Below are 16,393 nucleotides of genomic sequence, written 5' to 3'. Positions count from 1 at the left end.
CATGCGAGTTAGATCGCCCGGATCCGGGGGCCGGTTCCCGGCGCCTGCCGCGGATGTTCAGAGCATCCAGTGGCCGCCCGCGTGCCAGCCGAGGAACCGGCGGCCCTGCGGCGGCGTCCCGTCGTCGAGGCTCCCGCCGGTCAGGACGTGCCGGAGTCCCGCCAGCACGGGATCGAGCCGCCGGACGACATGGGACGGCTGCCGGTCGAGTTCGTCCTGCATCCATGCGACGACGGCGACCTGCTCCTTCACTCCGCACAGCGCCAGGTAGAAGACGGCCTGCCGCCACGCGTAGGCGGCGTCCTTGACGGCCCTCAGCGGACGCGGGTTTCCCTCCACCTGCCGCATGAGCCGGCACGCGACGCCGAACGCGCGCCGGGCGAGGTCGCCCCAGCCCTCCGCCGGATCGACCCCGACCGGGTGGACGAGCGCGGCCAGGTTGTGCGTGGTGAGGATCTGCGCCTGCTCGATCACCGTGCCGTTGGCGGCGACCCACGACGCCCCTGTGCGGTCTCCGGCGCGGTCCTTGCAGATGTCGGCGAACCCGTCCTTGAGCGTCCGGACGGCTGCGTAGTCGATGCCGTAGTACCGCTCGTACAGCGAGCCCTCCAGCACTTCACCCGCGAGCTGCGCCGCCCTCAGGAACTTCGGCGAGAACGTGCCCATGAAGATGTCGGCAGCCAGTTCCTCCACGAACGGCACGCGCACGCCGGCGCGCTCGGCCAGCGCGCCCAGCGCGCTGACCATCGGGTTGGGAACGATGGTCCCGGGGAAGCCGTCCAGGGTCAGTTCAGCGAGCTGCACCAGAACGGTTTGCGCGTTGGCCTGCGCGGCCTCGTCCGCCCGCCGGTACCTCGCCACCGCCGCCACCCACGGCAGCTCGTCCAGCCGCACCTGGTGCTCCAGGTTGAAAAGCAGCAGCGACCGCCTGTTGCGAAACGCCCCGGACACGGCCGTCATCAGCCTTCTCAGCGCGGGATCCGGGTAGGACAGCGCCGTCGTCGACGCCACCAGCTGCGGCACGAGTTCCGCCAGCACCTCCGCGGACGGGACGATCCCGCGCTCGACCAACGTGCCGACCGGCGCCTGCAGCGCGTTCTCGACCACGTCCCGAAGCCGTGCCGGCAGCTCGACTTCACGGCCGCCGACGGCGACCGCTGCCAGGAACGGGTCGGTCGACGGCACGCCGTCGTCCTGCGGGACCGAGCCCAGCCGCTCCGCCACGACCTGTGCCAGCACGTGATGCGTCGGCCGAGCGGCGTCGGCGGCCTGCTGCTCCCGGACGGCGGTGTGCCCGGCCGTCCCGGGCGCTCCCCGCTTCGCGACCATCGAGTCGACGGCGTGCTGGAGCAGCCCCGGCGGCCGCCGCCCGGCGAGCACCTCCTCCAGCGACTTCCGCAGGATCGCGAGATTCTCCTTCGGCTTCCGATGCTTCCCGCACAGCGTGTGCTTCCGGGCCAGCTCGGCGTACCGGTCCAGCAGCGCGGCGCCCCGCTCCCGCCACCCGTCGGGCTCGGCCGCGAGGACGCGCCCGTCGCGGACGGTTTCGAGCCAGTGCTCCAGCAGCTCGTCCGCGAACGGGTTCCACACCGACAGCGCCTCGTTCATCGTGGCGACCGCCGTGTTCGGCCGCCGTGCCGCGAGCCGCCTCCGCACGCCGCCGGCCGTCTCCCGGCAGGCGAGCGCCGGGTCGCCGGGCCGTTCGCGGCCCGGCCTCGGCAGGAACCGCAGCCGGGCCGCGAACGGCCCGATGGCCTCCAGGACGTCCAGCGCCGCGACCCGGTCACCGGCCCGCAGCAGCCACGCGACGACGAGCAGCGCCGCCTCCTCCGGCACGGCGGCCTCGAACCGGCCGCCGTCGAGCAGCCCGTTCAGCTCGCTCAGCCCCGCGTCGGTCAGGTGATGCGCGAACAGGGAGTGCCGGTCGGCCGGGATCCCGGCTCGGCGCGCGGTCTCCGCCTCGTACTCCAGCAGCGGGCCGCCGGCGGCGGCGTCCCCGGTCGCGAACCCGCCCCGCACCACCTCGGGCGTGACCCAGGCGGGAAGCCCGGCGACGGGCGTCCGGGACCCGATGGCCAGCGACCCGTCCTTCATCCCGGCGACGACCCGCTCCCAGCGGCCCAGCCGCTCCTCGGCCCGGCGGCGTGTCTCGTCGTCCTCGTGGGTCAGCGCCGTCACCAGCGCCTTGGCCATCTGTCCCGCCGCGTACCCGGGATTCGCCCGCAATTCCTCGTTCATAGCCAGCGTGGCGGGTTCCGCCCCCGCGCCCTCCGAGTCCCTAGCCCGGTGCTCTGCTGCTGAGCTACACGCTGTCGGCGGCCACGATATTGATCAGGCGTTTCCGGCCGCAATCAGGATTTGCGGCCCCAGGCGGAGATGAGCGGGCCCATGGTGAGGTCGAGGCGGCCTGAGGCGATCGCGGTCAGCAGGCGTTCGATCTCTTCGGCGGTGGCGTGGCCCCCGGCGATGAGCCGGTCGCGCACCTGCAGGATGGTCGCGGTCTCCAGCACTCCGCACGCCGGCGACCCGATGGGGAAGAACGCCTCGGCACGGACGTCGGCCAGGCCCGCCTCGCGCAGCAGCCGGGGGAGCTTGCGGCCGTAGGCGAGGTCGGCGCCGCGCTCGGCGAGCAGCTTGCGGAAGCCCTGCCGGACGGTGTTGGCGAGGCGTTCCTCCGGGCCGTGCTCTTCGGGACAGGCCAGCGGCTGCAGCGCGGGGTCGGCGTCCTCGACGAACAGCACGCCGCCGGGACGCAGGCTGTCGATCATCGTCCGGAGCGCCCGGTCGCGGTCGGCCAGATGCACCAGCACGAGCCGCGCGTGGACGAGGTCGAACGGCCCGGCGGGCGGTTCGTCGCGCACGATGTCGTGCTCCCGGACGTCCACCGGCGTGCCCGCGAGCCACGACACGTCGATGTCGGTGGCGAGGACATGGCCGGTGTCACCGACGCGCTCCGCCAGCCAGGAGGGCACCGGGGGAGCGCCCGCGCCGACCTCCCACACCCGCCATCCCGAAGTGACGCCGAGGTCGTCGAGGTGGCGGAACGTCCACGGATCGAACAGTTCCGCGAGCGCCTCGAACCGCGTGCCCGCCTCGACTTGCCGGTTGCTCAGCAGATACTCCATCCCCCGATGATGCCCCCGCCGCGTCCTCAGGGGAGGAGTTCCGGAAGGAGGGTGTCGCGCAGGTTCGCGAGGGCCGTGCTCTCGGACGTGGCGGCCTCCACCCGGCGTGCCAGCGCGGTCGCGAACTCGTCGAATCTCCGGGCTCGGTCGTCGCCGGGCCAGGGGACCTCGAAGGCGGCGACGTCCTGCCATCTGGCGCGGGGCATTCGCGTGCCGTCGCCAATGGCGGAGGCGTGCGCGACGACTTCGTCGCTCGACAGGGCCGCGAGCAGCCAACCCCGGTGAGCGGGTTCTTTCGGACGGACGACGAGGATGTCCGTGGACGCGACGCCGTCCACGAAGGCGAGACCGACCTTATGGAAGTAGGGGCGAAGCTTGCCGAAGAGCACATCACCCGGCGCGAAGCGCTTCTTCGCGCTCGTGACGGCGGACGCGTCGGTCCATGCCGAAAGCCACATGTGCCGTTTCGGCATGTGCTCCAAGGCGATGTAGTTCTCGTCGCGGGCGATGAGGTGGGGCGGCACATTCGAGCGCACCAGCTCCCCGAGCGCGCCGATCGGTATTCGGGACGTGGACGCCGATTCCTCGTACCGGGCGCGGATCAGCGCGTCGCCGCAGGAGGCGATGCGGCCGTTCACGGCGATCTTGTCGTCGAGGGCCCCGAGAACGGACGCCGCCGCGTCCTGTTCCGTCCTGGACAGGCGGCGCACGGTGAGGCGGTTCAGGATCCCGTGGGTGAGGAGCGGCTGCCCAGACCCGATGCGATATCGGTTCAGGCCGAGCCTCTTGAGGAGGTAGTAGACGTAGCGGGGATTCACGTCTTCTTTGGCCGTGGCGATGATGGCGTTGTCGGTGACCCAGCATTGGTCAGGGCTGTAGTGGACGGCGCCGCAGTAGGTCCCGACGCGTCCGATCACGGTGGTGCGGGGCCCGGCGTTGAATCCGCCGGAAACGCCGATGACACCGTTGGCGCCGTAGGTGGTGTAGGCAGTGCCCGCGGCCGGGTGCGACCGGCCGTTCGAGAACGTCACGAGTTCGCCCAGCGCGACGTGTCCGTCAGCCATCCAGGCGCCCGAGTTCCGCCCGGACGACTTGGTCAAGGCGCGCCGACTCCTCGAAATGCGTGAACAGCTCCTTGGTGAGCCGCTCGACCCGGTCGGCCGCGGGCTCGTCACCGGTGTCCGGCTCGATCGCGCCGACATAGCGGCCGGGCGTGAGGACGTGGTCATGCGACCGGATTTCGTCCAGGCCCGCGGAATGGCAGAACCCGGGAACGTCCGAATGGCCTCGGCCGCGCCAGGATCGGTACGCGCCGGCGATTCGCGCGATGTCGTCGCCCGTGAGAATCCGCTCCGTGCGGTCGGTCATCGTGCCCATGTCCCGGGCGTCGACGAAGAGCACCCGGCCCGGCGTGTTCTTGCTCCTGTCGAAGAACCAGAGGCACGCGGGGATCGGGGTGGTGCGGAAAAGCCGGTCGGGCAGCGCGACGACGCACGACACCAGGTCCGCCTCGACCATCGCCGCACGGATCTCGCCCTCACCGGAATGCCGGGACGACATCGAGCCGTTCGCCATCACCACACCGGCGCGCCCGCGTGGGCCGAGCTTGGAGACGACGTGCTGCATCCAGGCGAAATTGGCGTTCCCGGCCGGCGGGACGCCGTACCGCCAGCGCGGGTCGCCGGGATCGCGGTACCAGTCCGACATGTTGAACGGCGGGTTGGCCAGGATGTGATCGGCGGCGAGCCCGGGATGCGCGTCCGCGAAGAACGTGTCGGCGTACCGGATGTCGCCCGCGATCTCGTGCACGGCCAGATTCATTTTGGCCAGCCGCCACGTCCGCTCGTTCGCCTCCTGGCCGTACACCGCGATGTCGTCCAGCCGTCCGCGGTGGCTCAGGACGAACTTCTCCGCCTGGACGAACATTCCGCCGGAACCGCAGCACGGGTCGTACACCCGCCCTTTGAACGGCTCCAGAATCTCGACCAGGAGCTTGACCACGCTCGATGGCGTGTAGAACTCGCCCCCGCGTTTCCCCTCGGCCCGGGCGAACTTCTCCAGGAAGTATTCGTAGACCTCACCGAGCACGTCACGCGCGGACCTCTCGCCGAACTCCACTTCCCCGATCAGATCGACGAGTTCACCGAGGCGCCGCTGGTCGACCCCGGCGAAGATCTGCGGAAGCACGCCGTCCAGCGACGGGTTCGCCCGCATGACCGCGCCCATCGCGGAGTCGATCCGTTCCCCGAGCGAGCCCTCCCGGTTCCCTGGCTTCGCGGCGACATCCGTCCACCGCGCCCCGTCCGGAATCAGGAAGGCTCCGTCCGACACGTACTTGAGGAAGACGAGCCCGAGAACGAAGTCCTTGTACTGCGCCGCGTCGACGGATCCGCGCAGCTTGGCGGCGGCCTTCCAAAGGACCTCGTCCATCCGCGTGACTTTAGCGCGGACCTGCTCGACCAGCCGGTCATGGTGTTGGACGGACGAGTCACCGGCTGCGAGGCTGCGGTCCGTGGTGGTCGTGGGTGTTCTGGCCTTGGCGGCGCTGGCGGGGTGGCTGTATCTGGCTTTCGGCCACGGCGCGTTCTGGAGGACCGGTCCCGGGCTCCCCGAGGCGGCACGACCGGACGAGTGGCCGGAGGTCGCCGCCGTGGTCCCGGCCCGCGACGAGGCGGCCGTCCTGCCGGAGACGCTGCCGACCCTGCTGGCCCAGGAGTATCCGGGCGTGTTCCGGGTGGTCCTGGTCGACGACGGGAGCGGCGACGGCACCGCCGAGACGGCCGTCCGGCTCGCGGGAGGGAACTCGCGCCTGCGGGTCGTCGCCGCGAGAGAACGCCCGCCGGGGTGGGCGGGCAAGGTGTGGGCGATGTCGGAGGGCGTGCAGGCGGCGGGCGAACCCCGCTACCTCCTCTTCACCGACGCCGACATCGCCTACGAGCCCGGAGTCGTGGAGAAACTGGTGAGCGCCGCCATCGCCGATGACCGGGATCTCGTGTCGCAGATGGCGACGCTGAACACGCGGACGCGCTGGGAGCGTGTGATCGTTCCCGCCTTCGTGTACTTCTTCGCCCAGCTCTACCCGTTCCGCCGCGTCACCCGGGACGGGACGCGCACCGCGGCGGCGGCCGGCGGCTGCATGCTCGTCCGCCGCGGTGCGCTCGCCGAAGCGGGCGGCCTCGCCGCGATCCGCGACGCGCTGATCGACGACGTGGCCCTGGGGCGCCTCATCAAGCGCGCCGGCGGACGCTGCCGCCTCGACCTCGGCCGCGAGGTGGTCAGCCGCCGTCCCTACCCCCGCCTCGCCGACCTCTGGACGATGATCGCCCGCAGCGCCTACCACCAGCTCCGGTACTCGCCGGCCCTGCTCGCCGGCACCGTTCTCGGGCTCCTGCTCCTCTACGCCGTCCCGCCCGCCGCGACGATCGCCGGGCTGGCCGCGCGCAGCGGTGTCCCGCTCGTAGCGGGCGCGCTCGCCTGGATGCTCATGGCGGTCACCTATTCGCCCATGCTCCGCTTCTACGGCCTGTCGCCTCTGCGCGCGCCGGCCCTGCCGCTGGTGGCACTGATGTACGCGGCGATGACCCTGGACTCTGCGCGCAGGCACCGCGCGGGGAGGGGCGGCGCATGGAAGGGACGCACGGCCGCGGCTCCGTCGCGGAGATGAGCTCCTGGTGAGGGCCGTTTTGTCGGGAGGTCACAAATCGGGTGCCTCCGATGCGTCCCCGGCCTCATTGGAGTAAGTGTCTAGTTACGTTAGGGTCGGGTGGCCGTCACTCCGGCGGCAAGGGCGATGACGAAGGGTTACCCGCCATGTCCATCACCGTCCGCCTTGTCCTGCGCACCGTGGTGGCGTCCTGCATCGGGATCGCCATGACGGCGGCCGCTCTCCAGGGCCCGGCCGCCGCGGCCCCGCAGAACACTCCGCAGAACGCCACGACTCCCGCCGAGGACCCGTTCTACAAACCGCCGTCCCCGCTCCCGGACGGCAGGCCCGGCGACGTCATCCGGTCGCGGCCGGCGGCGTTCACCGTTGACCCGATCGGCCACTCGCCGTACGAGGGCGTCAAGTCATGGCAGGTGCTGTACCGGTCGGAGACCGTGGAGGGGCAGCCGAACGCCGTGTCGGGCATGGTCCTCGTCCCCACCAAGGCGTGGACGGGCCAGGGCAAGCGCCCGCTTCTGTCCTACGCGGTGGGGACGCGCGGTCTCGGCGATGCGTGCGCCCCGTCCTACACCCTCACCCAGGGCATCGACTACGAAGAGCTGTTCATCGCCGACGCGCTCAGCCGCGGATGGGCCGTCGCCGTCACCGACATGGAGGGTCTCGGCACGCCCGGCCAGCACACCTACGAGGTCGGCGGCTCCCAGGGCAAGGCCCTCCTGAACGTGGCGCGGGCCGCGCAGCGCCTCCCCGACGCCGGCCTCGGCGGAAGCCCGATCGGTCTCTGGGGCTACTCCCAGGGCGGGACGACCGCCGGCTGGGCGGCGGAGCTCGCGAAGACCTACGCGCCGGAACTCACGGTCAAGGGCGTGTTCGCCGGCGGCGTCCCGGCGGACCTGCGGGCCGTCGCCAAGGGCCTGGACGGCTCCCCGTTCGTCGCGCTGATGTTCATGGCGGCGGTCGGCTACGACGCCGCCTACCCCGAGCTCGACCTGGACAAGTACCTCAACGACAACGGCCGGGAACTGATGGACAAGACCAAGGACATGTGCCTGGTCAGCTTCGACGGCCCGGCCACGGTGCTCCAGACCGCGTTCAAGCACATCGGCGACTACACCACCAGCGACCCGATGGCCACGCCGCAGTGGCAGCGGCGCCTCGACGCCAACAAGCTCGGCTCGACCGCCCCGAGCGCCCCGGTGCTCCAGACGCAGGCCGTCTACGACGAGATCATCCCGTTCGAGCAGGCCGACACCCTTCACAAGGCGTGGTGCGCGAAGGGCGCCAACGTGACGTGGAAGACCTACACCCTCGCTGAGCACGCCACCGGCATGCTCTGGAGCGAGCCGGACGCGATGACGTTCCTCGCCGACCGTTTCGCGGGCCGGCCGGCCACCGGCAACTGCTCCGCCTGACGGGAATCCGTAGGGGCCATCCCGCTCCCGCAGGGGGCAGGATGGCCCTTATGGATCTGGTGGAGTTCCTCCGAGCCCGGCTGGACAAGGACGAGCGGATCGCCCGCGCCTGTTCCGGCACCCCCTGGAAGGCCACACCCTCCGGAACGGTCAGCACGGACACCGACGAACCCGCCCATGTCGCGACGGTGGACAACGACGCGTACGCCGAGCACATCTCCCGCCACAACCCGTCCCGGGCGCTCGACGAGGTGACGGCCCGCCGCCAGATCCTCGACGAGTACGAAAAACAGTCGTGGATCCTCGGCCAGGGGCACCGGTCACCGGAACTCGAAGCCGCCCAGGCCGTCCGCGAGACCGTCCTCCGCCTCCTCGCCCTCCCGTACGCGTTCCATCCCGCCTACCAGGAGGAATGGCGTCCCCAGACCTCGCCCTGATCGCATCGTGGAACGCGACTGACACGACGGATCGGGGGAAGGTAACCTCGATGTTGGCCGAGAGGCGCTGCAACGGGCGAGAGCCCGCCACGCTCGGCCCCCTCCACACCGACTTCCGCAAGGGCGCCTCCCACATGACCTGGGAGGTGCTCGGAAAAATATGACTCAGACGAATCTGCGCGAACTTCTTGAGCGGCGGATCGCGGTGCTCGACGGCGCCTGGGGCACGATGCTCCAAGGCGCGGGCCTCACCCCCCGGGACTACCGCGGCGACCGCATCGGCGACGACCACCCGAAGGACGTCACCGGCGACCCCGACCTGCTGAACCTGACCCGGCCGGACGTGATCCTGGACGTCCACCGGCAGTACCTCGACGCCGGCGCCGACATCACGACGACCAACACGTTCACCGCGACGAGCATCGGCCAGGCCGACTACGGCCTTGAGGGCCTGGTGCGCGAGATGAACGTGCAGGGCGCCCGCCTCGCCCGGCAGGCCGCCGACGAGTACGAGGGCCGGTTCGTGGCCGGCTCCGTCGGGCCGCTCAACGTCACGCTCTCGCTGTCCCCGCGGGTCGAGGACCCGGCCTACCGCGCCGTCACGTTCGACCAGGTCAAGGACACCTACGCCGAGCAGATCGCCGGTCTCGCCGAGGGCGGCGTCGACCTGCTGCTGATCGAGACGATCTTCGACACGCTGAACGCGAAGGCCGCGATCGCCGCCGCCCGCGAGGTCGCCCCGCACCTGCCGCTGTGGATCTCGGTGACGATCGTCGACCTGTCCGGCCGGACGCTCTCCGGCCAGACCGTCGAGGCGTTCTGGCGGTCGATCGAGCACGCCGAGCCGCTCGTCGTCGGCGTGAACTGCTCGCTCGGCGCCGACCAGCTCCGCCCGCACGTGGAGGAGCTCGCGCGGATCGCCGGCACCTACACCGCCTCCCACCCGAACGCCGGCCTGCCGAACGCGTTCGGCGGCTACGACGAGACCCCGGACGAGACGGGCGCCAAGCTCGGCGAGTTCGCGTCCTCCGGCATGGTCAACCTCGTCGGCGGCTGCTGCGGGACGGGCCCCGCGCACATCGCCAAGATCGCCGAGGCCGTCCGCGGGACGGCGCCGCGCGAGGTCGCGCGGCCCGCGAAGGCCAGCCGGTTCAGCGGCCTGGAGCCGTTCGAGATCGGCGCCGACACCGGCTTCATCATGATCGGCGAGCGGACGAACGTCACCGGCTCCAAGCGGTTCCGCAAGCTCATCGAGGCGGGCGACCACCAGGCGGCGGTGGACGTGGCGCTGGAGCAGGTGCGCGGCGGTGCGAACCTGCTCGACGTGAACATGGACGCCGACCTGCTCGACAGCGAGCGGGAGATGACGACGTTCCTGAACCTGATCGCGACCGAGCCCGAGGTGGCCCGCATCCCGATCATGGTCGACAGCTCGCGGTGGAGCGTGCTGGAGGCCGGGCTGAAGACGGTCCAGGGCAAGGGCGTCGTCAACTCGATCTCGCTCAAGGAGGGCGAGGAGCCGTTCCTTGAGCAGGCCCGCCGCATCCGCGACTTCGGTGCCGGCGTCGTCGTCATGGCCTTCGACGAGACGGGCCAGGCCGACACGACCGAGCGCAAGGTCGAGATCTGCGGCCGCGCCTACGACCTGCTCACTCGGAAGGCCGGGTTCCCCGCCGAGGACATCGTGTTCGACCCGAACGTCCTCGCCGTCGCGACCGGCATCGCCGAGCACAACGGATACGCGAAGGCGTTCATCGACGCGTTGCCGCTCATCAAGGAGCGCTGCCCGGGCGCCCGCACCAGCGGCGGCATCTCCAACCTGTCCTTCTCGTTCCGGGGCAACGAGGTCGTCCGCGAGGCGATGCACTCGGCGTTCCTGCTCCACGCCGTCCGCAACGGCCTCGACATGGGCATCGTCAACGCCGGTCAGCTCGCCGTCTACGAGGACATCCCCGCCGACCTGCTCGAACTCGTCGAGGACGTGCTGTTCGACCGGCGCCCGGACGCGACCGACCGGCTCGTGTCGTTCGCCGAGAACGTCAAGGGCGAGGGCACCAAGCGCGAGGTCGACCTGTCCTGGCGGAACGCCCCGGTGGCGGAGCGGCTGTCGCACGCCCTCGTCCACGGCATCGTCGACTTCATCGAGGAGGACACCGAGGAGGCCCGGCAGCAGGCCGCCCGTCCGCTGGACGTCATCGAGGGCCCGCTGATGGACGGCATGAAGGTCGTCGGCGACCTGTTCGGCTCCGGAAAGATGTTCCTCCCCCAGGTGGTGAAGAGCGCCCGCGCGATGAAGCGGTCGGTCGCCTACCTGGAGCCCTTCATGGAGAAGGAGAAGGAGGAGGCGCTGCGCGCCGGCCGCGTCGAGGAGGACCGCGGCCAGGGCAAGATCGTCCTCGCGACGGTCAAGGGCGACGTGCACGACATCGGCAAGAACATCGTCGGGGTCGTCCTCGGCTGCAACAACTACGACGTGGTCGACCTCGGCGTGATGGTGCCCGCCGCGAAGATCCTCGACACCGCGGTCGCCGAGAACGCCGACGCGATCGGGCTGTCCGGCCTGATCACCCCGTCGCTGGACGAGATGGTCTCCGTCGCCGCCGAGATGGAGCGGCGCGGGATGCGGCTGCCGCTGCTGATCGGCGGCGCCACCACGTCCCGGCAGCACACCGCCGTGAAGATCGCGCCCGCCTACGACGCGTCGACCGTCCACGTCCTGGACGCGTCCCGGGTCGTCGGCGTCGTCTCCGACCTCCTGGACGAGGACCGCGCCACGGCGCTGGACACCGCCAACCGGGAGGAGCAGGCCAGGCTCCGCGAACAGCACGAGAAGAAGCAGCGCCGCCCGCTCCTCACGATCGAGCAAGCCCGGGCGAACCGGGAGCAGGTCGACTTCTCCGACGTCCCCACGCCCGGCTTCACCGGCGTCCGGATCGTCCAGCCCGACCTGGCCGCGATCCGCGAGATGATCGACTGGCAGTTCTTCTTCCTGGCCTGGGAGCTGAAGGGCAAGTACCCGGCGATCCTCGACCAGCCCGTCGCGCGGGAGCTGTTCGACGAAGGCAACGAGCTGCTCGACCAGATCGTCGCGGACGGCTCGTTCGAGGCCCACGGCGCCTACGGCTTCTGGCCCGCCCACGCCGACGGCGACGACATCGTCCTTCCGGGCGCGGGGAGCTTCCCGATGCTGCGGCAGCAGACGTCCAAGCCCGAGGGACGCCCCAACCGGTGCCTCGCCGACTACATCGCCCCGTCCGGCGACCACCTCGGCGGGTTCGCCGTGACGATCCTCGGCGCCGAGGACCTCGCCGCGAAGTTCGAGGAGCAGAACGACGACTACAAGTCGATCATGGTGAAGGCCCTGGCGGACCGGCTCGCCGAGGCGTTCGCCGAGTACGTGCACCTGGAGGCCCGCCGCGCCTGGTTCGAGCCGGACGCCGACCCGGCGCTGGAGGACCTGCACGCCGAGCGCTTCCGCGGCATCCGCCCCGCGCTCGGCTACCCGGCGAGCCCCGACCACAGCCTCAAGCAGACCCTGTTCGACCTCCTGGACGCGGGCCGCCTCGGCATGAAGCTCACCGAGTCGTTCGCGATGGCGCCCGCCGCCAGCGTCAGCGGCCTCATCTTCGCCCACCCGTCGTCGCGCTACTTCACTGTCGGCCGCGTCGGCAAGGACCAGATCGAGGACTACGCCCGCCGCTGCGACCTCCCCGTGGCCGAAGTCGAACGCTGGCTGGCCCCCAACCTCGCCTACGACCCCACCTGACGTCTCCCCTGAACCCGCCTGACACCCGCCGCCCCGCGGCCGTCAGGCGGGTTCTTCTATGCCGAATGTCGCCGAATAGTCGGATTTCTACTCGAACATTGAATGGCAAAAATCGAAAAAGAGCAGCGTTGCCAACCGATTACCAATAGTCTCCATCCATGCCCACGACAGAACACGAGCTGCCTCTGGAGATGGTCCGCAACCGACCGCAGCTCGTCCCAGCAATCCTGCGGACCGTCTTCGGCCTGAACCTGCCCGAGGGTGGACGTATCACGCTGACCTCGGAGTCCTATGCCGAGCTGAGCCCGGCCGAACTGCGCTGCGACGCCACAGTCCTGCTCGATGACCCCGAGACCCCGACCCACGGCATCGTCGTGGAGTCCCAGACTCGGTTCAAAAAGGACAAGTTGTTCAGCTGGCCGGCCTACCTGGCCCTGCTGAGGCAGCGCCGCAAGTGCGGGGCGATCCTCCTGGTCTTCTGCCCCGACCAGGCCGGCGCGCGAGCCTGCGCCGCCCCGATCGACATGGGGCACCCCGGCTGGGTGCTCAAGCCCCTCACAGTTCACCCCGGGATGCTGCCGCCCGTCACCGACCCGGAGCAGGCCCGGCGGCTCCCCGAACTGGCGGTGCTCGGCGCTCCCGCCCATGCCGACGGACCGCATGCGGAAGCCGTCCTGACCAGCGTGACCGCCGCGCTCGGCAGCCTCAGCGGCGACACCGGCGCTCTGTACCATGATTATCTGATGACGCGGTTCTCTGACGCCGCCCGCAAGATCCTGGAGGACACCGTGGACATCAAGAACTACGAGTGGCAGTCGGACTTCGCAAAGAGCCACATTGCGAGGGGCCGCGCGGAGGGCCGTGCGGAGGGCCATGCGGAGGGCCATGCGGAGGGCGAGGCGAAGGGCGAGGTGAAGTCCGTGTTTCTCGTGCTGGATGCGCGCGGTATCGCCGTGCCCAATGACGTCCGTGAACGTGTCGTCAGCTGCACCGACACCGACCAGCTCGACCGTTGGGTGCGGCGCGCGGCCGTGGTCAACACCGCCGAGGAACTCCTCGACTGATTCCAGCGGTCGGCTCCGCTTCGCTGAGGATGTGACGTCCTTTGCCGCCCGCAAGATCCTGGAGGACACCGTGGACATCAAGAACTACGAGTGGCAGTCGGACTTCGCAAAGAGCCACATTGCGGAGGGCCGCGCGAAGGGCGAGGCGGAAGGCAAGGTGAGGGCGCTCCTGATCTTGCTGGATGCGCGCGGCATCGCCGTGCCCAATGACGTCCGTGAACGCGTCAGCAACTGCACCGACATCCACCAGCTCGACCGCTGGATCCGACGCGCGGCCGTGGTCAACACCGCCGAGGAGTTCCTCGACTGAGTCCAGCGGCCGGTGTGTCGGCGGGGCGTGCGATCATCCTGGGCGTGGAGATCGAGAAGCTGGCGGAGCGGCTGGCCGGGCCTGAGCAGAAGGCGGCGGGCGATGCGCTTGTTGCCATCGGCGGTCCGGCCGTGCGTCCTGTCTTGGACGTCCTCTGTGACGAGGAGTCGCCGGTCGACTGGGCCACCAGTGCCATGGTGCTGCGGCGTATCGGGCGTCCCGCGCTCGACCCGCTGATCGAGGCCATGGCCACGGCTCCCACTCCCGAGGTGGCGCGCCGCTGTGGCTGGGCCCACTCCGGGCTCGAGATCGACGACCTGTCCACGTTCGTGCCCGGCCTGAGCCATCCGAGCCCGAAGGTTCGCGACAACACGGCCTATGTCCTGCAGCTCAAGGGCACGGCCGCCCTGCCGTACGTGCCCGGCCTGATCGCCCTCCTGGACGACCCGGACGCCGACGTCCGGCGACGCGTCATCTGGGCTCTCCAGGAGATCGGCCCGGACGTGGTCCCTCTCCTTCACGACGTCCGCCGCTCCGGCGCCGGCCGGCTTCGGCGTCCCGCGCTGGAGGCTCTCGCCGCCATCGGCGGCCCGTCCGCGCTGGAAGACCGTGACCGGGCACTCGTCCGCCGGCTGATCCGCGTGAAGCTCGCTACCGAGACGCCCGAGTCCATGCACCTGTGCGGCACCTGGTACGCCGTCCCGACCGGCGACCAGCCCGCCGTCATGGACGCTTTCGGCCTGTCCGACCCCGAAACCGTCACGATGCGGCTGGGCGCGTCCGCCTGGAACCACGACCACCATGCCTGGAGCGGCGAGCACCGCTCATGTCGTCGGGTCTACGTGACCCCGCGGCTGGACGGCTGGACTCTCGTCTTCGGCGAACCCTTCGACTCCCACGACGACGAACTCGACCCCGCCGCGGTCCAGGGCCACTGCCGCGAACTGAGCCGCCGCTTCGGCGCCGCCCACTGGTATGGCGCGAGCTGTGGCGACAGTTGGACGGCCTGGTGCGTCGCCGAGAAGGGCGAGATCGCCCGCTACTACGACATCGAGGACCCGGACGACCAGATCGGCTCCCACGCCGCCGAGGACGACCACGTCCTTCCACACATCGATGCCTTCCCCGACGGTGCCTTCGACGGCGTCGACTACAACGACAGCGACGCCTTCCTGGCCCGCTACCTCCAGGTCAAGAAGGACCTCGGCATCCCTGACAACGCCCACGCCACGACCGTCGCCGCCCGCGCGTCGGTCGACCCGGCCGCCCTGGGCCCGGCAACGGACGTCCAGGGCCATGGCGTTCTCGCGCTGACACCATGCGGCCGGGAGCACGGCCATCCTCGGGGAGCCCTCGACATCTGAGGCCGCATCCATGGGCGGTAGATCTTTTGTTTTCGCTGGTCGGCTGTGGTTTTAGCCGTTTCGTCGCGGATTCTCAGGCTATGTCCTCGGAGTCAGGGGATGTCAGCGAGAGAGTGAAGTACTGATCATGGCGGAGGCGGACACCGGAGGCCGCGGCAGCGACAAGGCCCAGGACCTCCCGGTCGCGGAGCTCAAGGAGGCCGGCCGGGAGCTCGTCCAGGCGCTCATGCTGCGGACGCTCGAAAAGGTCGGCGGCAGGATCGAGGGACTGACCCAGCGGCTGAACGACGCCGCGGACGGCGGCGGAGCAGGGAAGAAGGCGGCGGCCGCCGGCGCGAAGAAGCTCGCCGAAGGCGAATCGCCGCTCAAGGCGGGCCTCAGCGCGGGGGCGGCCGGTGCGAAGGAGAAGGTGAAGAGCGCCGTGGGCGCCGGCTCCGGCGACGGCAAGGGGAACGGCGGCGGCAAGGGGGACGGCGGGGGCCCCAAGGTGGTCAACATCATGGAGGAGTTCGATGTCGGGCTGCCGCGCCGGGTCGCCTACGACCAGTGGACGCAGTTCGCCGACTACCCGAGCTTCACCAAGAAGGTGGAGAGCGTCGAGCAGGAGTCGGACGAGAAGATCAACTGGCGAGCGAAGATCTTCCTGTCCCACCGCGACTGGGAGTCCACGATCACCGAGCAGATCCCCGACGAGCGGATCGTGTGGACGTCCAAGGGCGCGAAGGGCTACGTCGACGGCGCCGTGACGTTCCACGAGCTCGCACCGACCATGACACGGATCCTGCTGGTGGCCCAGTACCACCCGGACGGCTTCTTCGAGAAGACCGCCAACCTGTGGCGTGCCCAGGGACGCCGCCTGCGCCTGGACTTCAAGCACATCAAGCGCCACATGATGACGCACACCCTCCTCAACCAGGAGGAGACCGAAGGCTGGCGCGGCGAGATCCGTGACGGCGAGGTGGTCAAGACCCACGAGGACGCCCTCAAGGAGGAAGAAGAGGCCCGAGGGCGAGAGGACGGCGACGAGAAGAAGGAGAAGTCCGAGGACAAGACGGAGTCTGAGGAGAAGACCGAGTCTGAGGGCAAGGCCGAGTCCGAGGGCAAGGCGGAGTCCGAGGAGAAGGCGGAGTCCGAGGAGAAGGCGGAGTCCGAGAAGAAGGCCGAAAGCGCCAAGGCCTGACGTCCTCGCAGGTGGGGATGACCCTGAGGGGGATGTACACGCGGGAAGCCGTGGGGCGGACCGAACATCGG

General features: G+C 70.3%; 12 protein-coding genes and 1 tRNA gene. 8 read left to right on the top strand and 5 right to left on the bottom strand.

Features of this window, described 5'->3' with window-relative positions; translation table 11 throughout:
• Positions 1-57: 57 nt before the first annotated feature.
• From ACQPZP_RS34015 to ACQPZP_RS33995, 5 genes are all read right to left on the bottom strand, one after another.
• On the bottom strand, positions 58-2,238 hold the full coding sequence (locus tag ACQPZP_RS34015; protein ID WP_433473786.1) for a transcriptional regulator: 2,181 nt from the start codon (positions 2,236-2,238) through the stop codon (positions 58-60).
• A 2-nt stretch (positions 2,239-2,240) separates the two neighbouring features.
• Positions 2,241-2,312 (bottom strand) — tRNA-Pro (locus ACQPZP_RS34010).
• Positions 2,313-2,351: 39 nt separating this feature from the next.
• Positions 2,352-3,125, bottom strand: a complete 774-nt coding sequence (locus ACQPZP_RS34005) for a class I SAM-dependent methyltransferase (RefSeq protein ID WP_433473785.1) — start codon at positions 3,123-3,125, stop codon at positions 2,352-2,354.
• A 26-nt stretch (positions 3,126-3,151) separates the two neighbouring features.
• Positions 3,152-4,189, bottom strand: a complete 1,038-nt coding sequence (locus ACQPZP_RS34000; protein WP_433473784.1) for a hypothetical protein — start codon at positions 4,187-4,189, stop codon at positions 3,152-3,154.
• A complete protein-coding gene (locus ACQPZP_RS33995; protein ID WP_433473783.1) occupies positions 4,182-5,555 on the bottom strand; it encodes an N-6 DNA methylase in 1,374 nt (457 codons plus the stop codon). The genes ACQPZP_RS34000 and ACQPZP_RS33995 overlap by 8 nt, the downstream gene beginning before the upstream one ends.
• 82 nt (positions 5,556-5,637) lie before the next feature.
• Between ACQPZP_RS33995 and ACQPZP_RS33990 the strand changes: the two genes are divergently transcribed.
• The 8 genes from ACQPZP_RS33990 to ACQPZP_RS33955 all read left to right on the top strand — a co-directional run bounded on the left by ACQPZP_RS33990 (position 5,638) and on the right by ACQPZP_RS33955 (position 16,322).
• Positions 5,638-6,789: a glycosyltransferase gene (locus ACQPZP_RS33990; RefSeq protein WP_433473782.1), complete on the top strand. Its 1,152-nt coding sequence runs from the start codon at positions 5,638-5,640 to the stop codon at positions 6,787-6,789.
• A 146-nt stretch (positions 6,790-6,935) separates the two neighbouring features.
• Entirely contained in the window at positions 6,936-8,201 is a 1,266-nt protein-coding gene (locus ACQPZP_RS33985) for a lipase family protein (RefSeq protein WP_433473781.1), read from the top strand.
• Between the two features lie 50 nt (positions 8,202-8,251).
• Entirely contained in the window at positions 8,252-8,638 is a 387-nt protein-coding gene (locus ACQPZP_RS33980) for a DUF6221 family protein (RefSeq protein WP_433473780.1), read from the top strand.
• Positions 8,639-8,798: 160 nt separating this feature from the next.
• Positions 8,799-12,404, top strand: coding sequence for a methionine synthase (metH, locus tag ACQPZP_RS33975; protein WP_433473779.1), 3,606 nt, complete (start codon positions 8,799-8,801; stop codon positions 12,402-12,404).
• 158 nt (positions 12,405-12,562) lie between these two features.
• On the top strand, positions 12,563-13,468 hold the full coding sequence (locus tag ACQPZP_RS33970; protein ID WP_433473778.1) for a hypothetical protein: 906 nt from the start codon (positions 12,563-12,565) through the stop codon (positions 13,466-13,468).
• A gap of 31 nt (positions 13,469-13,499) precedes the next feature.
• The gene (locus ACQPZP_RS33965; RefSeq protein ID WP_433473777.1) at positions 13,500-13,778 is read left to right on the top strand and encodes a hypothetical protein; all 279 of its coding nucleotides are present in this window, start codon (positions 13,500-13,502) and stop codon (positions 13,776-13,778) included.
• A 44-nt stretch (positions 13,779-13,822) separates the two neighbouring features.
• Positions 13,823-15,142, top strand: a complete 1,320-nt coding sequence (locus ACQPZP_RS33960) for a HEAT repeat domain-containing protein (protein WP_433473776.1) — start codon at positions 13,823-13,825, stop codon at positions 15,140-15,142.
• Positions 15,143-15,269: 127 nt separating this feature from the next.
• Complete coding sequence (locus ACQPZP_RS33955) at positions 15,270-16,322, top strand: SRPBCC family protein (protein WP_433473775.1); 1,053 nt, start codon at positions 15,270-15,272, stop codon at positions 16,320-16,322.
• The last annotated feature ends 71 nt before the right edge of the window (positions 16,323-16,393 follow it).

Source organism: Spirillospora sp. CA-142024 (assembly GCF_050942325.1).
Taxonomy (GTDB): Bacteria; Actinomycetota; Actinomycetes; order Streptosporangiales; family Streptosporangiaceae; genus Spirillospora.
The sequence above is the reverse complement of the archived record's forward strand: the minus strand, read 5'-3'. Positions and strand labels throughout refer to the sequence as shown.